This is a genomic window from Pseudomonas sp. MIL9 (assembly GCF_016887925.1).
Taxonomy (GTDB): domain Bacteria; phylum Pseudomonadota; class Gammaproteobacteria; order Pseudomonadales; family Pseudomonadaceae; genus Aquipseudomonas; species Aquipseudomonas mohnii.
Genome location: NZ_JAFEHE010000029.1, coordinates 61338 through 81866 on the forward strand (window position 1 = coordinate 61338; position 20529 = coordinate 81866).

General features: G+C 61.1%; 18 protein-coding genes. 12 read left to right on the forward strand and 6 right to left on the reverse strand.

Annotation, left to right across the window (positions count from 1 at the left end):
• Positions 1 to 8: 8 nt before the first annotated feature.
• Entirely contained in the window at positions 9 to 749 is a 741-nt protein-coding gene (locus JQF37_RS26760) for a ComF family protein (protein ID WP_130210228.1), read from the reverse strand.
• 90 nt (positions 750 to 839) lie between these two features.
• Between JQF37_RS26760 and bioB the strand changes: the two genes are divergently transcribed.
• From bioB to JQF37_RS26810, 10 genes are all read left to right on the forward strand, one after another.
• The gene (gene bioB / locus JQF37_RS26765) at positions 840 to 1895 is read left to right on the forward strand and encodes a biotin synthase BioB (RefSeq protein ID WP_047534246.1); all 1056 of its coding nucleotides are present in this window, start codon (positions 840 to 842) and stop codon (positions 1893 to 1895) included.
• Positions 1896 to 2089: 194 nt separating this feature from the next.
• Positions 2090 to 3268 carry an 8-amino-7-oxononanoate synthase gene (bioF, locus tag JQF37_RS26770; protein WP_130210230.1) on the forward strand — a complete coding sequence of 393 codons (1179 nt, stop codon included), beginning with the start codon at positions 2090 to 2092 and terminating at the stop codon, positions 3266 to 3268.
• A complete protein-coding gene (locus JQF37_RS26775; RefSeq protein ID WP_130210232.1) occupies positions 3261 to 3992 on the forward strand; it encodes an alpha/beta fold hydrolase in 732 nt (243 codons plus the stop codon). Before bioF ends, JQF37_RS26775 begins: the two co-directional genes overlap by 8 nt.
• Positions 3985 to 4797, forward strand: coding sequence for a malonyl-ACP O-methyltransferase BioC (bioC, locus tag JQF37_RS26780; protein WP_130210234.1), 813 nt, complete (start codon positions 3985 to 3987; stop codon positions 4795 to 4797). Before JQF37_RS26775 ends, bioC begins: the two co-directional genes overlap by 8 nt.
• Positions 4794 to 5474, forward strand: a complete 681-nt coding sequence (gene bioD / locus JQF37_RS26785; RefSeq protein ID WP_047534235.1) for a dethiobiotin synthase — start codon at positions 4794 to 4796, stop codon at positions 5472 to 5474. Before bioC ends, bioD begins: the two co-directional genes overlap by 4 nt.
• Before the next feature lie 107 nt (positions 5475 to 5581).
• The gene (locus JQF37_RS26790) at positions 5582 to 5878 is read left to right on the forward strand and encodes a pyrroloquinoline quinone biosynthesis protein PqqE (RefSeq protein WP_103404136.1); all 297 of its coding nucleotides are present in this window, start codon (positions 5582 to 5584) and stop codon (positions 5876 to 5878) included.
• Between the two features lie 278 nt (positions 5879 to 6156).
• On the forward strand, positions 6157 to 7962 hold the full coding sequence (locus tag JQF37_RS26795) for a phenylacyl-CoA dehydrogenase (protein ID WP_130210236.1): 1806 nt from the start codon (positions 6157 to 6159) through the stop codon (positions 7960 to 7962).
• 253 nt (positions 7963 to 8215) lie between these two features.
• Positions 8216 to 9508 carry a GGDEF domain-containing protein gene (locus JQF37_RS26800; protein ID WP_130210238.1) on the forward strand — a complete coding sequence of 431 codons (1293 nt, stop codon included), beginning with the start codon at positions 8216 to 8218 and terminating at the stop codon, positions 9506 to 9508.
• 86 nt (positions 9509 to 9594) lie between these two features.
• A complete protein-coding gene (locus tag JQF37_RS26805) occupies positions 9595 to 11391 on the forward strand; it encodes an acyl-CoA dehydrogenase C-terminal domain-containing protein (protein ID WP_130210240.1) in 1797 nt (598 codons plus the stop codon).
• A 188-nt stretch (positions 11392 to 11579) separates the two neighbouring features.
• Complete coding sequence (locus JQF37_RS26810) at positions 11580 to 13358, forward strand: acyl-CoA dehydrogenase C-terminal domain-containing protein (RefSeq protein WP_130210242.1); 1779 nt, start codon at positions 11580 to 11582, stop codon at positions 13356 to 13358.
• 227 nt (positions 13359 to 13585) lie between these two features.
• Here the strand turns inward: JQF37_RS26810 and JQF37_RS26815 are convergent, their stop codons facing one another.
• Complete coding sequence (locus JQF37_RS26815) at positions 13586 to 14515, reverse strand: LysR family transcriptional regulator (RefSeq protein ID WP_130209612.1); 930 nt, start codon at positions 14513 to 14515, stop codon at positions 13586 to 13588.
• A 169-nt stretch (positions 14516 to 14684) separates the two neighbouring features.
• Here JQF37_RS26815 and JQF37_RS26820 point away from each other — a divergent pair, with 169 nt between their 5' ends.
• Positions 14685 to 15968 carry an aminotransferase class III-fold pyridoxal phosphate-dependent enzyme gene (locus tag JQF37_RS26820; protein WP_130209610.1) on the forward strand — a complete coding sequence of 428 codons (1284 nt, stop codon included), beginning with the start codon at positions 14685 to 14687 and terminating at the stop codon, positions 15966 to 15968.
• A 209-nt stretch (positions 15969 to 16177) separates the two neighbouring features.
• Complete coding sequence (locus JQF37_RS26825; RefSeq protein WP_003228885.1) at positions 16178 to 16336, forward strand: YqaE/Pmp3 family membrane protein; 159 nt, start codon at positions 16178 to 16180, stop codon at positions 16334 to 16336.
• A 103-nt stretch (positions 16337 to 16439) separates the two neighbouring features.
• On the opposite strand, the gene JQF37_RS26830 is transcribed toward JQF37_RS26825, so the two are convergent.
• Genes JQF37_RS26830 through pqqC form a run of 4 tightly spaced genes read right to left on the reverse strand, consistent with a single transcriptional unit; the run spans position 16440 to position 20400 of the window.
• The gene (locus JQF37_RS26830) at positions 16440 to 18266 is read right to left on the reverse strand and encodes a S9 family peptidase (protein ID WP_130209608.1); all 1827 of its coding nucleotides are present in this window, start codon (positions 18264 to 18266) and stop codon (positions 16440 to 16442) included.
• Positions 18232 to 19404 (reverse strand): pyrroloquinoline quinone biosynthesis protein PqqE, encoded by a 1173-nt coding sequence (pqqE, locus tag JQF37_RS26835; RefSeq protein WP_130209606.1) that lies wholly within the window; start codon positions 19402 to 19404, stop codon positions 18232 to 18234. Before pqqE ends, JQF37_RS26830 begins: the two co-directional genes overlap by 35 nt.
• On the reverse strand, positions 19376 to 19651 hold the full coding sequence (pqqD, locus tag JQF37_RS26840; protein ID WP_021784513.1) for a pyrroloquinoline quinone biosynthesis peptide chaperone PqqD: 276 nt from the start codon (positions 19649 to 19651) through the stop codon (positions 19376 to 19378). The genes pqqE and pqqD overlap by 29 nt, the downstream gene beginning before the upstream one ends.
• Positions 19648 to 20400: a pyrroloquinoline-quinone synthase PqqC gene (gene pqqC, locus JQF37_RS26845; RefSeq protein ID WP_130209604.1), complete on the reverse strand. Its 753-nt coding sequence runs from the start codon at positions 20398 to 20400 to the stop codon at positions 19648 to 19650. The genes pqqD and pqqC overlap by 4 nt, the downstream gene beginning before the upstream one ends.
• Positions 20401 to 20529 lie beyond the last annotated feature (129 nt).

Consider the following 20529-nt stretch of genomic DNA (forward strand, 5'->3'; position numbering starts at 1 on the left):
GAGTCAAGTCACGGTGACTCGCCAGGCTTGGGCGTGCGCGCCAGGCAATAAACGTCGACGCGGGTGGCCCCGGCATCCATCAGCAGGCGGGCCAGTGCGTGCGCCGTGGCGCCGGTGGTCAGTACGTCATCCACCAGCGCCAGGTGGCGTCCCTTCGGTGACGCATCGGGTGCAAGGGCAAAGGCGTGGCGCAGGTTTTTCTTGCGCGCCTCGGCATTCAGGTCCTGTTGAGCGCCCGTGTCCCGGGGTCTCAGGAGTAACCGTTCATCGGAAGGGATCTCGAGGCGAATGCTGAGCCAGCGCGCCAGCATGGCGGCCTGATTGAACCCCCGTTGGCGCAGGCGCCGGACGGCCAGGGGCACCGCTACCAGCGTGTCGGGTCGAGGCAGGTCATTGTCGAAGCGATGTTGCAGCGATTGGGCAAGAAGTTCGCCGAGCAGGTGGCCAAATGGCCATTTGGCGCTGTGCTTGAAGCGGGTAATCAGGCTGTCGATCGGGAAGCTGTAAGTCCAGGGCGCGATCACCTGTTCGAAGGCCGGCGGCTGGTTCAGGCATTGGCCGCACGTCAGGCCGGCAGCGGGCAAGGGCAGGGCGCAGGTCTGGCAATGATCGCCGAGCCAGGGCAGCTCGGTTTCACAGGCCATGCAGATGGGCGTGACGCCATCAGTCCGCTCATCACACAGCAAACAGGGTTGTTTGTTTTTTAACCAGTTGTAAACCGGTCCTTTGTATCGTGGTTGACAGCGCATCGCTCTTCCTTAAATATGCCGAAACATCTGTGATGCGCCTGCGGGGTTCCGTTCCCGGCGCTTGCCAAGCATAAAACAAAGGAAACACCCATGAGCGCCAGCACCTCTGCAACCCTGCGTCATGACTGGTCTTTGGCCGAAGTCAAAGCACTCTTCGTTCAGCCATTCAATGACCTGTTGTTCCAGGCTCAGACGGTGCACCGCGCGCATTTCGACGCCAACCGCGTGCAGGTATCGACCCTGCTGTCGATCAAGACTGGCGCCTGCCCGGAAGATTGCAAATATTGTCCGCAGTCCGGTCACTACAACACCGGCCTGGAAAAAGAAAAACTGATGGAGGTGCAGAAGGTCCTCGAAGAGGCCGCTCGCGCCAAGGCCATCGGTTCGACCCGTTTCTGCATGGGCGCGGCGTGGAAACATCCGTCGGCCAAAGACATGCCTTACGTGCTGAAAATGGTCGAAGGCGTCAAAGCCCTGGGCCTGGAAACCTGCATGACCCTCGGTCGCCTGGATCAGGAACAGACCGAAGCGCTGGCCAAGGCCGGCCTCGACTATTACAACCACAACCTCGATACGTCGCCTGAGTTCTACGGCAGCATCATCACCACCCGCACCTATAGCGAGCGCCTGCAAACCCTGGCGTACGTACGTGATTCGGGGATGAAAATCTGCTCCGGCGGCATTCTCGGCATGGGCGAGTCCCTTGATGACCGCGCCAACCTGCTGATCCAGCTGGCCAACCTGCCGGAGCATCCGGAGTCGGTGCCGATCAACATGCTGGTGAAAGTTGCCGGAACGCCGCTGGAAAATGCCGACGACGTCGACCCGTTCGACTTCATCCGCATGCTCGCCGTTGCGCGGATCCTGATGCCGAAATCCCACGTGCGCCTGTCCGCCGGCCGCGAAGCCATGAACGAGCAGATGCAGGCCCTGGCGTTCTTTGCCGGCGCCAACTCGATTTTCTACGGCGAGAAATTGCTGACCACCGCCAACCCGCAGGCCGACAAGGACATGCAGTTGTTCTCGCGTCTGGGCATCCTGCCGGAAGCCCGCGAAGAGCACTCGGACGAAGTTCATCAGGCCGCCATCGAGCAGGCGCTGGTGGAGCAGAAGAGCAGCGAGCAGTTCTATAACGCGGCGGTTTGATGACTGCACCTGTTCCATTGCTGGAATGCAAAACACTGTGGAAGCGAGCCTGTCGAATCGTCGCACCGTCGCGATGGTCGTCAACGATGACGCGGAAAATCTGATACCCCCGCGGCGTCCTCAAGCTCATCGCGAGCAAGCTCGCTCCCACACGGAACTGCGATCGCTTCTGAAACCTGATCCCCGAGGCCTGCATGTCTTTCGATCTCGCCGCACGCCTTGCTGCCCGTCGTGCCGAAAATCTCTATCGTCAGCGCCCGCTGCTTGAAAGCCCGCAAGGCCCGCAAGTGGTGGTCGATGGTCAGCCGTTGCTGGCGTTCTGTAACAACGATTACCTGGGCCTGGCCAATCACCCGCAAGTGATCGAAGCCTGGCGCGCTGGCGCATCGAAGTGGGGCGTCGGTGGCGGGGCTTCGCATCTGGTGATCGGCCACAGCGGTCCCCATCACGCGCTGGAAGAAGCGCTGGCCGACCTGACCGGGCGCCCACGCGCCTTGCTGTTCACCACCGGCTACATGGCCAACCTCGGTGCAGTGACGGCGTTGGTGGGGCAGGGCGATACGGTGCTCGAGGACCGGCTCAATCACGCATCGTTGCTCGATGCCGGGCTGTTGTCCGGCGCGCGCTTCAACCGTTACCTGCATAACGACGCGGTGAGCCTGGCCAAGCGCCTTGAGAAGGCGACCGGCAATACGCTGGTGGTCACCGACGGCGTGTTCAGCATGGACGGCGACATCGCCGACTTGCCGGCGCTGGCCCGGGAAACCAAGGCCAAAGGCGCGTGGCTGATGGTCGATGACGCCCATGGTTTCGGTCCGCTGGGGGCCAACGGCGGCGGCATCGTCGAGCATTTCGGCCTGAGCCAGGATGACGTGCCGGTGCTGGTCGGCACCCTCGGCAAGGCGTTTGGCACCGCAGGCGCCTTTGTCGCTGGCAGTGAGGAGCTCATCGAAAGCCTGATCCAGTTCGCCCGCCCCTACATCTACACCACCAGCCAGCCTCCGGCCCTGGCCTGCGCCACGCTGAAAAGCCTGGAGCTGCTGCGCAGCGAGCACTGGCGGCGTGAGCATCTGAAAACGTTGATCAGCCAATTCCGCCGAGGTGCCGAGCAGATCGGCCTGGAGTTGATGGACAGCTTCACGCCGATCCAGCCGATCATGGTTGGCGACGCCGGGCGTGCGGTGCGCCTGTCGCAGATGTTGCGCGAGCGCGGCCTGATGGTGACCGCGATCCGCCCACCGACCGTGCCCGCCGGCAGCGCCCGGTTGCGCGTGACCCTGACCGCCGCCCATAGCGAGGCGCAGGTGCAGCTATTGTTAGATGGACTGGCCGATTGTTTTCAGCAACTGGGACCGGAGCCAAGCCATGCGTGATCGACTGATTCTGCTGCCCGGCTGGGGACTCGGCGTTTCACCGCTGGAACCCTTGGCTGCGGCGTTGCAGGGCCTGGACGAGCACCTGCGTGTCGAGATCGAGCCGCTGCCGGAGCTGGAATCGAGCGATCTTGAAGAATGGCTCGACGAACTCGACTCGACGCTGCCACAGGACGCCTGGCTCGGCGGTTGGTCCCTGGGCGGCATGCTCGCTTGCGAATTGGCGGCGCGTCGCGGTGATCGTTGCTGCGGCTTGCTGACCCTGGCGAGCAACCCGTCCTTTGTCGCCCATGAACAGTGGCTGAGTGCGATGCCCGGCGAAACCTTCGATGCGTTTCTGGCAGGCTGTGCCGCCGACCCACGGATGACGTTGAAACGCTTTTCACTGCTCTGCGCGCAAGGTGCCGAAGACCCGCGCGGCTTGTCGCGTTTGTTGCTTGGTGGTGCGCCCCATACGGCGGCGCCCGTGTTGATGAGTGGGCTGGAGTTGCTCGCACAACTGGACACCCGGCCAGCGTTGCAGGCGTTTCGCGGCCCGCAATTGCATTTGTTCGCCGGCCTCGACGGGCTGGTGCCGGCCGAAGCGGCGGGCGACTTGCTGGCGTTGCTGCCGGATATCGAAATCGGTCTGATTGAACAGGCCAGCCACGCGTTTCTTCTGGAAGACCCCCACGGTGTGGCGGGGGCGATCCAGGCCTTTTTGCATGAGTCCGGTGATGACTGATTTATCCCTTCCCGTTCCACCCGGCGGTTTGCCCGACAAGCGCCAGGTGGCGGCGTCCTTTTCCCGTGCGGCGGCGAGTTACGACAGTGTGGCCGAGTTGCAGCGTGACGTCGGCAGCCAGTTGCTGCGTCGTTTGCCGGATGATTTCGTGCCGGGGCGTTGGCTGGATCTCGGGTGTGGCACCGGGCATTTCAGTCGTGCACTGGGCGAGCGGTTTCCCGCCAGTCACGGCGTGGCGCTGGATATTGCCGAGGGCATGCTCAAGCATGCCCGGCCGTTGGGCGGCGCCACGCATTTCATCGCGGGCGATGCCGAGCGTTTGCCGCTACAGGATTCGACCTGCGACCTGATCTACTCCAGCCTGGCAGTGCAGTGGTGCGAGGACTTCGCGTCGGTGCTCGGCGAGGCCAGGCGCGTGCTGAAACCGGGCGGTGTTTTCGCATTTGCTAGTCTGTGCGTGGGCACCTTGTTTGAATTGCGTGACAGCTGGCGACAGGTGGACGGCATGGTCCACGTCAACCGCTTCCGCGAGTTCGCGGTTTATCAAGGCTTGTGCGCGGCCAGTGGTCTGCAGGCGATCAGCCTGGAAACCCGTCCCCATGTTTTGCATTACCCCGATGTGCGCAGCCTGACCCATGAACTCAAGGCGCTGGGGGCGCATAATCTGAATCCTGGTCGGCCGGGCGGTTTGACCGGCCGGGCGCGGATTCTGGGGTTGATCGAGGCTTATGAGCAGTTTCGTCAGGCCCAGGGACTGCCGGCGACTTATCAAGTGGTGTATGCCGTTTTGGAGAAACCCTTATGAGTGCAGCCTATTTCATCACCGGCACCGACACCGATGTCGGCAAGACCACGGTGGCCGCCGGGTTGCTGCATGCGGCGCGTTCGGCGGGCCTGAGCACCGCGGCGGGCAAGCCGGTCGCTTCCGGTTGCGAGGTCACCCCCAAGGGCTTGCGCAATGCCGATGCACTGGCGCTGCTGGCGGAATGTTCACTGCCGTTGACTTATGCACAGGTCAACCCGGTGGCGTTCGAACCGGCCATCGCCCCGCACCTGGCCGCACGTGAGGCGGGCGTGGCGTTGACGGTGCAGTCCTTGTTGGCGCCGATGCGGCAGATTCTCGATAGGCAGGCCGACTTCACCCTGATCGAAGGCGCCGGTGGCTGGCGCGTGCCGTTGGCGGACCAGGCCAATCTGTCCGACCTGGCGATAGCGCTGGACCTGCCGGTGATTCTGGTGGTTGGCGTGCGCCTGGGTTGCATCAGCCATGCGTTGCTGACGGCCGAGGCGATTGCCCGGGACGGTTTGCAACTGGCAGGCTGGGTGGCCAACATCATCGATCCGAAAACCTCGCGGCTGGAAGAAAACCTGGCGACCCTCGCCGAACGAATCCCGGCGCCGTGCCTGGGACGTGTGCCGAAACTCAAGGTGGTGACGGCTGAAGCGGTGGCGGAGCATCTTCAGCTGGATCTGCTTGACTAGGCTTTGTCTATGACAAGGCACAATGCCATTAGTGTTTTTGTCGGGTGTTTTGCCACCGGCTCTGGTTCAATGCGCACTATTGATCCTTTGCAAAGACGGGTTCTCCCATGGAAATCTCAGGAAGCACCGCTTTTTATGCCGGTCTGAGCACTATTCAGACAGGGCAGAACCGTGTCGACCAGGCCGCCAGTCAGATCGCCAACACGACGATCGAGCGCTCGGTGACCAGCCAATCTTCAGAAGCTCAAGTCGATCGGTTGCGTTCGGTCGATCGTAGTCAGCAATCGGACCTGGCCAGCAACGTGGTCGAGCTGTCCCAAGGCAAATTTCAGGTGGAGCTGGGGGCCAGGGTGGCCAAGGCATCCGATGAAATGCTCGGTACGCTGATCGATACGTTCGCCTGATTCCTCGCTGAATCTGCACCTGCAACGCCGCGAACATTCGCGGCGTTTTGCTGTGTAAGTCCTTCTTGCCAAAAATAATCTTTCCGATACGGCGTGTTGCTCGGTCAACGGCGTTGCGCATCGGTGCGTCCGCCATTCCCGAACAGTGATGACGAACGGCAAAAGATCGGCGCTTGACAAGATTTGGGCGTAAACGTATGTTTCAAACAACTGTTTGACCGTCACAACAAATCGACACGGTCGCTCATTCCCGGTTACATCAGCAGAGGTTTATCGCTATGCCTGACTACAAGGCCCCCTTGCGTGATATTCGCTTCGTTCGTGACGAACTGCTCGGCTACGAAGCGCACTATCAGAGCCTTCCGGCTTGCGCAGACGCAACTCCGGACATGGTTGACGCCATTCTCGAAGAAGGCGCCAAGTTTTGTGAGCAGGTGCTGGCTCCGCTGAACCGCGTGGGTGACATCGAAGGCTGCACCTGGAGCGAGTCCGGCGTTAAGACCCCGACCGGTTTCAAAGAAGCCTACAAGCAATTCGTCGAAGGCGGCTGGCCAAGCCTGGCCCACGACGTGGATCACGGTGGCCAGGGCCTGCCGGAGTCCCTGGGTCTGGCGGTGAGCGAAATGGTCGGCGAAGCCAACTGGTCGTGGGGCATGTACCCGGGCCTGTCCCATGGCGCGATGAACACCATCTCTGAGCACGGCACCCCAGAGCAACAACACGCCTACCTGACCAAACTGGTGTCCGGCGAATGGACCGGCACCATGTGCCTGACCGAACCACACTGCGGCACCGACCTGGGCATGTTGCGCACCAAGGCCGAGCCTCAGGCCGACGGTTCCTACAAAGTGTCCGGCACCAAGATCTTCATCTCGGCCGGTGAACACGACATGGCCGATAACATCGTCCACATCGTGCTGGCCCGCCTGCCGGATGCACCGGCCGGCACCAAAGGCATCTCGCTGTTCATCGTGCCGAAATTCCTGCCGAACGAAGACGGTTCGATCGGTGCGCGTAACGCGGTGTCCTGTGGTTCCCTGGAACACAAGATGGGCATCCACGGCAACGCCACTTGCGTGATGAACTTCGACGCGGCCACCGGTTTCCTGATCGGCCCGGCGAACAAAGGCCTGAACTGCATGTTCACCTTCATGAACACCGCACGCCTGGGTACCGCGCTGCAAGGTCTGGCCCACGCCGAAATCGGTTTCCAGGGCGGCCTGAAATACGCTCGCGATCGTCTGCAAATGCGCTCCCTGACTGGCCCGAAAGCGCCGGACAAAGCCGCTGACCCGATCATCGTGCACCCTGATGTACGTCGCATGCTGTTGACCATGAAGGCCTTCGCCGAAGGCAACCGTGCGATGGTGTACTTCACCGCCAAGCAAGTCGACATCGTCAAGTACGGTGTGGACGAAGAAGAGAAGAAGAAAGCGGACGCTCTGCTGGCGTTCATGACGCCAATCGCCAAAGCCTTCATGACCGAAGTCGGTTTCGAGTCGGCTAACCACGGCGTGCAAATCTACGGCGGCCACGGTTTCATCGCCGAGTGGGGCATGGAGCAGAACGTTCGCGACAGCCGCATTTCGATGCTGTACGAAGGCACCACCGGTATCCAGGCACTCGACCTGCTGGGCCGTAAAGTGCTGATGACTCAAGGCGAGGCCCTGAAAGGCTTCACCAAGATCGTCCACAAGTTCTGCCAGAACAACGAAGGCAACGAAGCCGTCAAGGAATTCGTCGCACCGCTGGCTGCACTGAACAAGGAATGGGGCGAGCTGACCATGAAGGTCGGTATGGCCGCCATGAAGGATCGCGAAGAAGTCGGCGCGGCCTCCGTGGACTACCTGATGTACTCCGGTTACGCCTGCCTGGCCTACTTCTGGGCTGACATGGCGCGTCTGGCTGCGGAAAAACTGGCTGCCGGCACCACCGAACAGGCGTTCTACACCGCCAAGTTGCAGACTGCGCGTTTCTACTTCCAGCGCATCCTGCCGCGTACCCGCACTCACGTGGCAACCATGCTGTCGGGCGCCAATAACCTGATGGACATGAAAGAAGAAGACTTCGCGCTGGGCTACTAAGCCTTAACGCTGTCGTGTAAAGAACCGCCATTCCTTCGGGACTGGCGGTTTTTTTTGCGGCAATGCTCAAGCGACAGCGGGACTCGTCCAGCGTGTCGGGGCTTTCCCCTGTGTCACTGGCAGACCGTTCGTCGCCAGTGATGCTCTTTTTTACAAAAATACCTCAGTAATTCACTCAGCAATCCGGGAATTTTGCCGTTAAAGTGGTGGGCACATTGCCATCTTTTTTGATTTGACGGTCGGAGCTTTACCCTTGCCGCGTTCTTCCGCTGTACGTTTCAGTCATTTCCTGCCGTCATTACTGCTATTGCTGGCGGGACTTGCGGCGGCTTACGTCAAGGATCTGAACGTCTTCTTCACTTCGCTGTTCAACGTGCTGCCAACCCTGGTGCTGTTGCTCGGCGGTTCTTACTGCGCGGTGTACCGACGTCAGCGTGAACTGTTTCTGATGGTCACGGTGTACATCGCCTACTACCTGCTCGACACCCAGACCGACTACTACCGCGATAACGGCAAGGTGCGCGATGACGCGGCCGTGGTCTTCCACTTGTGTTGCTTGCTATTGCCGTTGCTATTTGGCGTATTCGCCGCCTGGCAGGAGCGTACTCATCTGTTCCAGGACATGGTGGCGCGCTTCGCCGTGTTGCTGGCCGTGGGCAGCGTGGCGTTGGGGCTGGAGCAAAGTTACCCGCATGCGCTGTTGATCTGGCTGTCGGAGATCCGCTGGCCGGCGTTGCACGGTGCCTGGATGAGCCTGATCCAGTTGTCCTACCCGGTGTTCATCGGTTCGTTCCTGCTGCTGGTGTATCAGTACTGGCGCAATCCGCGACCGCTGCACGCCGCGCAACTGGTGGGCATGCTCGGACTGTTCTGGATGTTGCCGAAGACCTTCATCCTGCCATTCACCCTGAACATCATGTGCAGCCAGGTGATGCTGATGATCGCCGCCGCCGTTGCGCACGAGGCCTATCAAATGGCGTTCCGCGATGAACTCACCGGTCTGCCGGGGCGTCGTGCCTTGAACGAGCGCATGCAGCGACTGGGGCGCAACTACGTGCTGGCCATGAGCGATGTCGACCACTTCAAGAAATTCAACGATACCCACGGCCATGATGTCGGTGACCAGGTGCTGCGACTGGTCGCCAGCAAACTGTCGAAAATCGGCGGGGGCGGCAAGGCGTATCGCTATGGCGGTGAGGAGTTTGCCCTGGTGTTCGCCGGCAAGACCCTCGAAGAGTGCATGCCGCACCTGGAGGTCATCCGCGAATCCATCGCCACCTACAACATTCATCTGCGTAACCAGGACAGCCGTCCGCAGGACGATAGTCAGGGACGCCAGCGCCGCTCGGGCGCCAATGCTACGAGCGTGTCGGTCACGGTGAGCATCGGCGTCGCCGAGCGCATTGAACAACGCACCCCTGAAGAAGTGCTCAAATCCGCGGATCAGGCGCTCTACAGCGCCAAGGGCGCAGGCCGTAACTGTGTCATGGCATTCGGTCAGACTCGTCGTGGTGCGGTGCGCATGGACGCCGCTGCGGTTGAGTGATGATGGCGCATTCAGCGTCTGGACTGTGATTGTGAGGCGTGGTCGGCGGCAGTAGGTTTGAGTCATCTGCTGCCGGAGAAATGACCATGCCCGAGTACAAAGCTCCCCTGCGCGACATGCGCTTTCTGATCGACCACGTCTTCGACTTTCACAGCAACTACGCCGCACTGGGGGCCACTGACGCCAGTGCGGACATGGTCAGTGCGATTCTTGAAGAGGGCGCGAAGTTCTGCGAGAACGTGTTGTCGCCACTTAACCGCAGCGGTGACGAAGAAGGCTGCCATTTCGACAATGGCGTAGTGACTACCCCGAAAGGCTTCAAGCAGGCTTTCGCACAGTATGTGGACGGCGGCTGGCATGGCCTGGCGGCCGATCCTGCGTACGGCGGCCAGGGGCTGCCGAGCTCTCTGGGCCTGGTCATCAGCGAAATGGTGGCGTCGAGCAACACGTCCTGGGGCATGTACCCCGGCCTGACTCACGGCGCCATGTCAGCGATCCACGCCCATGGCACCGACGAACAGAAACAGACCTACCTGAGCAAACTCACCGCCGGCCAATGGACCGGCACCATGTGCCTGACCGAAGCCCATTGCGGCACGGACCTGGGCATCATCAAGACCCGCGCCGTGCCGCAGGCCGATGGCAGTTACGCGATCTCCGGCAGCAAGATCTTCATCTCCGCCGGCGAACACGACATGAGCGACAACATCGTTCATCTGGTACTGGCGAAGCTGCCGGACGCACCGGCCGGCACCAAGGGCATTTCGCTGTTCATCGTGCCCAAATTCCTGCCCGATGCCACCGGTGAGGCTGGCGAGCGTAACGGCGTGTCCTGCGGCTCCATCGAACACAAAATGGGCATCAAGGCGTCGGCCACCTGTGTGCTGAACTTCGACGGCGCCAGAGGCTTCCTGATCGGCGAGCCGAACAAGGGCCTGAACTGCATGTTCACCATGATGAACCATGCGCGCCTGGGCACCGGGATGCAGGGCTTGTGCCTGGGGGAGGCGAGTTTCCAGGGCGCGATCAAGTACGCCAACGAGCGCTTGCAGATGCGTGCGCTCACCGGCCCCAAAGCACCGGACAAAGTGGCCGACCCGATCATCGTCCATCCGGACGTGCGCCGGATGCTGCTGACCATGAAGGCCTTCAACGAAGGCAATCGCGCACTGACTTACTTCACGGCGCAATTGCTGGATGTTGCACACCTGAGTGCGGACGAAACCGCGCGCCAGGACGCTGAAGACTTGCTGGCGTTCCTGACGCCGATCTGCAAGGCCTTCATGACCGACACCGGCCTGGAAGTGACCAACCTCGGCATGCAGGTGTTCGGTGGTCATGGCTTCATTCGTGAATGGGGCATGGAGCAACTGGTGCGCGATTGCCGCATCGCGCCGATCTACGAGGGCACCAATGGCATTCAGGCGCTGGACCTGCTGGGGCGCAAGGTCCTGGGCAGCCAGGGCAAACTGTTGCGCGGCTTTACCAGGATCGTTCACAAGTTTTGCGCGGCGAACGCTGAACATCCGCAGCTGGCCAGCTATGTGGCGCAACTCAATGGCCTGAACCAGCAGTGGGGCGAGTTGACGACCAGGGTCGGCATGGCGGCGATGAAAAACCCCAATGAAGTGGGTGCCGCTTCGGTGGATTACCTGATGTACAGCGGCTACATCATCCTTGGCTATTTGTGGCTGCGCATGGCACTGGTGGCCCAGGCGCGGCTGGAGAATGGCAGCGGCGATGCGGATTTCTGCAAGGCCAAACTGGCGACCAGCGAGTTTTACTTCAAGCGCCTGCTGCCCCGTACAGCCGCTCATCGGTCGGCGATCGAGGCGGGCAGCGACTGCCTGATGCAGCTGCCGGCGGAGTTGTTTGCGCTTTAATCTTTAAAACCAGTGACAAAGGAGCCCGTGTTATTGCGGGCTTTTTTTTGAGTGCGTGATTCAGTGACCAAACATTACAAAACGGTCACCGCCTGACCCTATGTGTCGCAAAAGTTGTTGGGTTACACTCGGATACAACGAAAATACTACCCCTACGATTCACCCGTTTAGATCTTGCGAGGTTTGCCATGGCTGACTACAAAGCGCCCCTGCGCGATATGCGTTTCGTCCTCAATGAAGTTTTCGAGGTCGCCAAACTCTGGGCCGAGCTGCCTGCGTTGGCCGAAACCGTCGACGCGGAAACGGTCGAGGCCATCCTTGAAGAAGCCGGCAAGGTCACCAGCAAAAGCATCGCGCCCCTGAGCCGTGCCGCTGATGAAGAAGGTTGCCACTGGGCGGACGGTGCCGTCACCACGCCGGCCGGCTTCACGGAGGCTTATCAGACCTACGCCGAGGGCGGATGGGTCGGTGTCGGCGGTGACCCGTCCTACGGTGGCATGGGCATGCCCAAGGCCGTTTCGGCCCAGGTCGAAGAAATGGTCAACTCTGCCAGCCTGGCGTTCGGTCTCTACCCGATGCTGACGGCCGGTGCCTGTCTGTCGATCAACGCCCACGCCAGCGAAGAACTGAAAGCCGCCTACCTGCCGAACATGTACGCCGGTGTCTGGGCCGGTTCCATGTGCCTGACCGAACCGCATGCCGGTACCGACCTGGGCATCATCCGCACCAAGGCCGAACCTCAGGCCGACGGTTCCTACAAGGTCAGCGGCACCAAGATCTTCATCACCGGCGGCGAACACGACCTGACCGAGAACATCATTCACCTGGTGCTGGCCAAACTGCCGGATGCCCCGGCGGGACCGAAAGGCATCTCGCTGTTCCTGGTGCCGAAGTTCATGGTCAATGCCGATGGCAGCCTGGGCGCGCGCAACCCGGCCAACTGCGGTTCGATCGAACACAAGATGGGCATCCAGGCGTCCGCGACCTGTGTGATGAACTTCGACGAAGCCGTGGGTTATCTGGTTGGCGAGCCGAACAAAGGCCTGGCAGCGATGTTCACCATGATGAACTACGAGCGTCTGGGGGTTGGTATTCAAGGCCTGGCCACGGGCGAGCGTTCCTACCAGAACGCCATCGAATACGCCCGTGACCGCCTGCAAAGCCGTTCGCCGACCGGCGCGCAGAACAAGGACAAAGTGGCCGACCCGATCATCGTCCACCCGGACGTGCGTCGCATGCTGTTGACCATGAAGGCATCGAACGAAGGCGGCCGCGCTTTCTCGACGTACGTGGCCATGCAATTGGACACTGCCAAGTTCAGTGAAGACGCCACGACCCGCAAGCGTGCGGAGGACCTGGTGGCGTTGCTGACGCCGGTGGCCAAGGCATTCCTGACCGATCTGGGTCTGGAAACCACCGTACATGGCCAGCAGATCTTCGGTGGCCACGGCTACATCCGCGAATGGGGCCAGGAGCAGCTGGTGCGCGACGTGCGCATCACCCAGATCTACGAAGGCACCAACGGCATTCAGGCGCTGGACCTGGTCGGGCGCAAGATCGTCGGCAGCGGCGGGGCGTTCTACAAACTGTTCGCTGACGAGATTCGCCATTTCACCGCCACGGCCAGCGCCGACCTGGCGGAGTTCACCAAGCCGCTGAACGATGCCGTGACGACCCTCGATGAGCTGACGGCGTGGTTGCTGGATCGGGCAAAAAACAACCCGAATGAAATCGGCGCCGCGTCGGTTGAATATCTGCAAGTGTTTGGCTACACCGCCTACGCTTACATGTGGGCACTGATGGCCAAGGCTGCTTTCGGCAAAGAAGCGCAGGACGATTTCTACGCCAGCAAGCTGGGCACGGCACGTTTCTACTTCGCCCGGCTGCTGCCGCGGATTCACTCGTTGAGTGCGTCGGTGAAGGCTGGCAGCGAGTCGCTGTTCCTGCTGGATGCCGCGCAATTCTGAAGGTGTAACGTCATGTAAGCATTCTCTTACACGACGTGCTGCACTTCTCCCATAGAAGCAGATTGGATCCACAGCTAATCTACTTCACATGGACGTAGCGCAGGAAGCGCAAAGCAACAACACGGACACGTAGGATTCTGCCAGGACGGCGGAGTGAAATGGATGTCAGGGAAACAGTCTGCAAAGCCCCGCTTCGGCGGGGTTTTCTTATGCCCGCAAAAAAGTACTCAGCTCAGTCCATCCAGTGCCGATGGGTTGTTCAATTGCTCATCCGGTCGATTTATCACCTCCTCCAGCAATGTTCGCAACAATGCCATCGAGGCCTGTTGCCGTTGCACATCCCGACACACCAGTCCGATTTTCAGCGGTACCCGGGGTTCACTCAGGGGCTTCCACAACAGGTCTTTGCTGCCGTGGGCTTTTTGCGAGCGCCCAGGCAGTACCGTCGCCAATCGCGTGTGCGGCAGGCTGTCGAGAATCCCCGCCATGTTGTTCAGTTCGGCTTGTACCTGCGGTCGTCTCCCCATGCTGGCCAGTTGCGTTTGCCAGATCTGCCGCACTTGAAACTCCTCGCCCAGCAGCAACATGGGCAACTCGGCGGCCTGGCTCATGGATACCTTCTTGAATTCCCGCAGCGGATGGTCCGTCGGGATCACCAGCGTCAGTTCATCTTCGTACAGCATCACGCCGTGCAACCCGGGTTGCCGGGGCGGCAGGTAGCTGATGCCGATGTCCAGCGAGCCATTGAGCAGGCGTCGCTCGACTTCCAGGCCCGTCAACTCATAGATCTGCACCACCAGATGCGGTTGCGCCTTGCGCACCCGTTCGAGCATCTGCGGCACCAGGCTGGTATGCACGGTCTGCAAAACGCCAATCGCCAGTGTGCGCAGCGCTTGCCCCTTGAAATTGCCCAGCGCCTCGCGCGCCCGTTGCAAGCCATCAAGCAGGGGCAAGGCGTGGTTGTACAGGGTATGTGCCGCCAGCGTCGGCAACAGTCGTTTGCTGCTGCGTTCGAACAGGGTCACGTCCAGCGTTTGTTCGAGTTGCCGGATCTGCTGGGACAGCGCCGGTTGAGAGATGGACAGCCGCTCGGCGGCACGGCCCACATGGCCCTCTTCGTAGACCGCGACGAAATAACGCAGTTGTTTAAAATCCATAAGTAATACTTATCGAAAATGTTGAGAAATCGAAATGGCCAAAGGCCTTGCCTGAGCCTAGTCTAACCGCATTCACAAGGCTTACAGGGCCACAAAGCGCGATGATTACCGTTTGCTTCGATGGTGTTGACATAGGTAAGGCAAAAAATCCAAAACGGAGATTGAACGGATGAATTTGTTCAGTCTGCGTCGTCACTCACCGAGCCTTGATGATCTAGTGGCGCACGCTTCCTTTCAGTCCAGGGGCGACAACCTTTCCAGTGAGTGCCTGATGCCCAGTGTCGAGCGACCGAAACAGGTTTTTGTCCGCGGCCAGGGTTCTTGGTTGTGGGACAACGATGACCGGGCTTATCTGGATTTCTCCCAAGGTGGTGGCGCCAACAGCCTTGGACACAGCCCCAAGGCACTGGTCAATGCCATCGCGACGCAGGCACAAACACTGATCAACCCCGGTTTCGGGTTGCATAACCGCGGCATGCTGAACCTCGCCGAGCGACTGTGTGTCAGCACCGGCAGCGACCAGGCCTACCTGCTCAATAGTGGCAGCGAAGCCTGTGAGGCGGCGATCAAGCTGGCGCGCAAATGGGGCCAACAGCATCGCGGTGGCGCTTCGCGGATCATCGTCGCCAATAACGGCTGTCATGGTCGCAGTCTGGCGACGATCTCCGCGTCAGACAGTTCGGCGCAGGTCAATCGATTCGAGCCGCAGCTGCCGGGCTTCAGCCACGTTCCGTTCAACGATCTTCCAGCGCTGCACGCGGCCGTGGATGAACGCACCGTCGCCATCATGCTCGAGCCGATCCAGAGCGAAGCCGGCGTGATACCGGCGACCGCGCATTACCTCAAAGGCGTCGAGCGCCTGTGTCGTGAACTCGGCATCCTGTTGATCCTCGACGAAGTGCAAACCGGCATCGGGCGCTGCGGCACCTTGCTTGCCGAACAGTCCTACAGCGTGCGGGCGGATATCGTTGTGCTCGGCAAAGGGCTGGGCGGTGGCGTGCCCGTGGCGGCGTTGCTGGCGCGGGGCAAGGCCTGCTGTTTTGAAACCGGTGAAATCACCGGCACTCATCACGGCAATGCCTTGATGACAGCGGCGGGGCTCTCCGTGCTCGACAGCGTGCACGACAAGGGATTTCTCGAGCATGTCGGGCAAAGTGCCCAGCATCTGCGTGAAGGACTGCAGCGTCTGGCGCGCCGTTATGGCCACGGCGAGTTACGCGGTCAAGGCCTGCTCTGGGGGCTGACCCTGTCCGATGATTCCGCCGACGCCGTGGTCAGGGCTGCACTTTACGAAGGCCTGTTGCTCAACGCCCCGCAACCCGACTGCCTGCGCTTCACACCGGCGCTGAATGTCAGCAAAGCCAACATCGACGAAATGCTCCTGCGACTGGCCCGCGCCTTCTCCCGTGTACGCACCGCCCAGTTGCAGTGCCGCAAAGGGATCGCCGTCTGATCAGACACACCCTGCACGAATCCCCGAACCGTCTCGCGGTATAACGCACGCCCCACGCTGGATTTTTTTGGCGTGGGGCGTTTTTTTTGTGGGCGTCATTCTCTATGGCACTTTGATGCTCAAGCATATCGACAGTGAACCCTGACCAGCGGCGCAGGTCGATTGTGTGTGAGGCTCGCATGAGCCGACTTCAATCAGGAGCTGACCCCATGGATTTCATTCGCATCATCATCGCCATTCTGTTGCCGCCGCTGGGCGTGTTTCTGCAAGTCGGGTTTGGCGGGGCGTTCTGGCTGAACATTCTGCTGACGTTGTGCGGTTACATTCCAGGAATCGTGCATGCGGTGTACATCATCGCCAAGCGTTGAGTTTGCTGCGCCTGGCAGATCGCTTTCGCGAGCAGGCTCGCTCCCACAGGGGAGCGAGCCTGCTCGCGAATGGGGCACTTGGGATCTTTATTGATTGCTGTGTTCAGCCCACCTGCTCCATCACCTTTCGATAAAACAACCACTCCTGTTCCAGCGCATGGGCCTGATTGCCGGCCTTGCGAAAGCCATGACGTTCGTCCGCGTAGTAATGGGCTTCGACGGCAATGCCGTTGTTCTGCAGCGCTGTGACCATCTCGCGGGTTTGCTCCGGCACCACCACCGCATCCAGTTCGCCCTGAAAGAAGATCACGGGCACGCTGATGTTGCCCGCATGCAGTAATGGCGTCCGTGCGGCATAGCGCTCGGCGTCTTGCACCGGATCACCGATCAGCCAGTCCAGATAATCCCCCTCGAACTTGTGGGTCGCCCGGCCCAGGGCGACAGGATCGCTGACCCCGTAGAGGCTGGCGCCGGCGCGGAAGACCTTGTGGAACGCCAGTGCGCACAGCGTGGTGTAACCGCCGGCACTGCCGCCACGGATGAACGCTCTGTCGCCGTCGATCAATCCATGTTCGGCGAGGTGACTGGTCACTGCGCAAGCGTCTTCGACGTCGACGTCGCCCCAGCTCAAATGCAGGGCCTGGCGATAGGCTCGCCCATAGCCGCTGCTGCCGCGGTAGTTGAGATCGGCCACGGCGAAACCCCGTTGCGCCCAGTACTGAATGCGCGGATCGAGCATCGGGTAGCACGCCGATGTCGGGCCACCGTGGATGAACACCACCAGCGGCGGTTTGGCCTCGCCCGTCATCGCCGGGTAGAAGAAGCCGTGAGCCTCGCCCGAACCACTCGGGTAACGCAGGGTTTGTGGAAGGCTGATCTGCTCGGCAGGTAGCGGTGTGATGCCGCCGGCGAGCTTCTTCACCTCGCGGGTCTGGCGGTCGATGGCGATCACCGCTGACGAACTGATCGGCGATGCCGCGATGCCGTAGATGAACTGGTTATCCACAGCGAGATGACGGAAGCGGCTGTATTCGCCCGTGAAGTCCTCGTTGTTGTCGCCACACACCGCCAATCGGCCAAAACCTTCTTGCGTCCAAGTGGCCAGATAATCGGCCTCGCCCAGCGGCAGCCAGGTGCAGCCACCGAGTTGCCAGGGCGCGGGGCCATGATCGGCAGCGACACTGGGTAACGGGCTCAACCCCTCGGTGGATTCCCCCCAGGGTTGCCAGAAACCACCGCGATCGGTCAGGCAAAACAAGCGCCCGCTGTCGTCAAATCGTGGTTGTTGCAGGGACTCTTGAGCGCCGTCACCGGCGACGCAACGGGGCGGTGCAAACCCGCCATCGCGCTGGCGTTCGGCGACCATCAGGCGCGTCGCCGTCCAGGGCTGATGCGGGCGATTCCACTCGACCCAGGCCAGGCGACGGGCATCCGGGCTCAGCGTTGGTGCCGCGTAAAAGTCCGCACCCTCGGCCAGCAAATGCCGTCCGCCGTCCGCCAGATCAATCGCCACCAGGCGATGTCGGTCGCGGTTCTCTTCTACCGCCAGCACTTGACCCTTGGCGAACTGAAGATCGCCATAACGGCACTCCCCTGATGTCAGCAATTCGGGCGACTCATCCAGCAGCGATTGCCGATACAGCTGCTGGTCGGCCTCGTTGACGAAAACGACGCCGTCGTCAGTCAGACAAAACGCACCACCGCCATATTCGTACACCCGACTGCGAACACTGAACCCTGGTGGCGTCAGACATTTCGCCGTGCCATCGCGCCAGTGCCAGATTCGGCAGGCGCCATCTTCCGGGCGGTATTCGTTCCAGAACAGACCGTTGGCGCCGGCCTGTAGCTCGGCAAAGTCGATACCGGCGGCGACGGCGTTGGCCGCGCTGAAGGGTTCAGCTTTTGGCGATGAGGCGTGAGTTTCGTTCATTGCGAAAGGCCAGTTGGTCAATGGTCTGGGTGGCGTGCCCGGCTTCTTCGCGGGCCTGGAGGATCACGCCATGATGTGGCGATTTGCTGCACACCGGGTCGGCGTTGCTCGCATCACCGGTGAGCATGAACGCCTGGCAGCGACAGCCGCCGAAGTCCTTTTCTTTCTCGTCGCAGGAGCGGCAGGGCTCAGGCATCCAGTCGTAGCCGCGAAAGCGGTTGAAGCCGAACGAGTCGTACCAGATGTGCTGCATGCTGTGGTCGCGCACGTTGGGAAATTGCACCGGCAGCTGTCGGGCGCCGTGACAGGGCAGTGCGGTTCCGTCCGGGGTGACCGTCAGAAAAATACTGCCCCAGCCGTTCATGCAGGCTTTCGGGCGTTCTTCGTAATAGTCCGGGGTGACGAAAATCAGCTTGCACGGATGACCTTCGGCTTCGAGTTTTGCCCGGTATTCGTTGGTGATGCGTTCGGCGCGTACCAGTTGCTCTTTGGTCGGCAACAGGCCGACGCGGTTGAGCTGTGCCCAGCCGTAGAACTGGCACGTGGCGAGTTCGACGAAGTCCGCTTCCAGCGCAATGCACAGCTCGATGATGCGGTCGATCTGGTCGATGTTGTGCCGATGGGTCACGAAGTTGAGCACCATTGGATAACCGTGGGCCTTCACCGCGCGGGCCATTTCGAGCTTCTGCGCGAAGGCCTTTTTCGACCCGGCCAGCAGGTTGTTCACCTGCTCGTCGCTGGCCTGGAAGCTGATCTGGATGTGATCGAGACCGGCCTTTTTGAAGTCGCTGATCTTCTGCTCGGTCAGACCGATGCCGGAGGTGATCAGGTTGGTGTAGAAGCCCAGCTTGCGCGCCTCGGCAATCAGCTCGGCGAGGTCCTGGCGCACCAGCGGTTCGCCGCCGGAAAAGCCCAGTTGCGCCGCGCCCATCTCCCGCGCCTCGCGAAACACCTTGATCCACTGCTCGGTGCTCAGCTCCTTGCCTTGTTCGGCGAAGTCGAGAGGGTTCGAGCAGTACGGGCATTGCAGCGGGCAGCGGTAGGTCAGCTCGGCCAGCAGCCACAGCGGCAGGCCGATTTCGGGTGTGGGCGGTACTTGCACCGACGACTCAGGCAAGTTCGATCCAGTGCTGCGCACGGGCAACCTCCATGAATTGCTCGATGTCGTCACCGAGCTCGGGCACGCCGGGGAACTGCTTGTCGAGCTCATTGATGATCGCCGCGACATCGCGCTGACCATCGATCAAGCCACCGATCAGCGCGGCGCTTTCATTGAGTTTGATCATGCCTTCGGGGTACAGCAGTACGTGGCCTTTCTGCGCCGGTTCGTACTGGAAGCGGTAGCCGGGCCGCCAGGTCGGGGTCTTGCTGCGATCGAAACTCATAAGGTGATTCCTTTATGCCAGACCCGTTGTTCGGTCACGCTGTGATACGGCGGACGCTTGAGTTCGTAAGCCATGCTCATGGCATCGAGCATGCTCCAAAGAATGTCCAGTTTGAACTGGAGAATTTCCAGCATGCGCTCCTGGCCTTCGCGCGTTGTGTAGTGCTGCAAGGTGATGGCCAAGCCGTGCTCGACATCGCGTCGCGCCTGACCCAGGCGCGTGCGGAAATACTCGTAGCCGGCCGGGTCGATCCACGGGTAATGCTGCGGCCAGCTGTCCAGGCGCGACTGGTGGATCTGCGGCGCGAACAGTTCGGTCAGCGAGCTGCTGGCGGCTTCCTGCCAACTGGCGCGGCGGGCGAAGTTGACGTAGGCATCCACGGCAAAACGCACGCCGGGCAGCACCAGTTCCTGGGAACGCAGTTGATCCGGGTCGAGGCCGACAGCCTGACCGAGGCGCAGCCAGGCTTCGATGCCGCCGTCCTCGCCGGGCGCACCGTCATGGTCGAGCAGGCGTTGAATCCACTCACGGCGGATTTCGCGGTCCGGGCAGTTGGCCAGAATGGCGGCGTCCTTGAGCGGGATGTTCACCTGATAATAAAAGCGATTGGCGACCCAGCCCTGAATCTGCTCGCGGGTCGCCCGGCCTTCATACATCGCCACGTGGTACGGGTGATGGATGTGGTAGTAGGCCCCCTTGGCGCGCAGGGCGGCTTCGAATTCGCTGGGGGACATTGGCGTTTCAGTCATGTCTGTTCTCCGGGAACAACCATTTGATTCTGTGGTGTCTGGTCGGATGTCATCGCTGCGATGCGGCGACCCGACAAGCCAGCTCCCACAATGTTTTGTGGTGCACATCAAACCCGTGGGAGCTGGCTC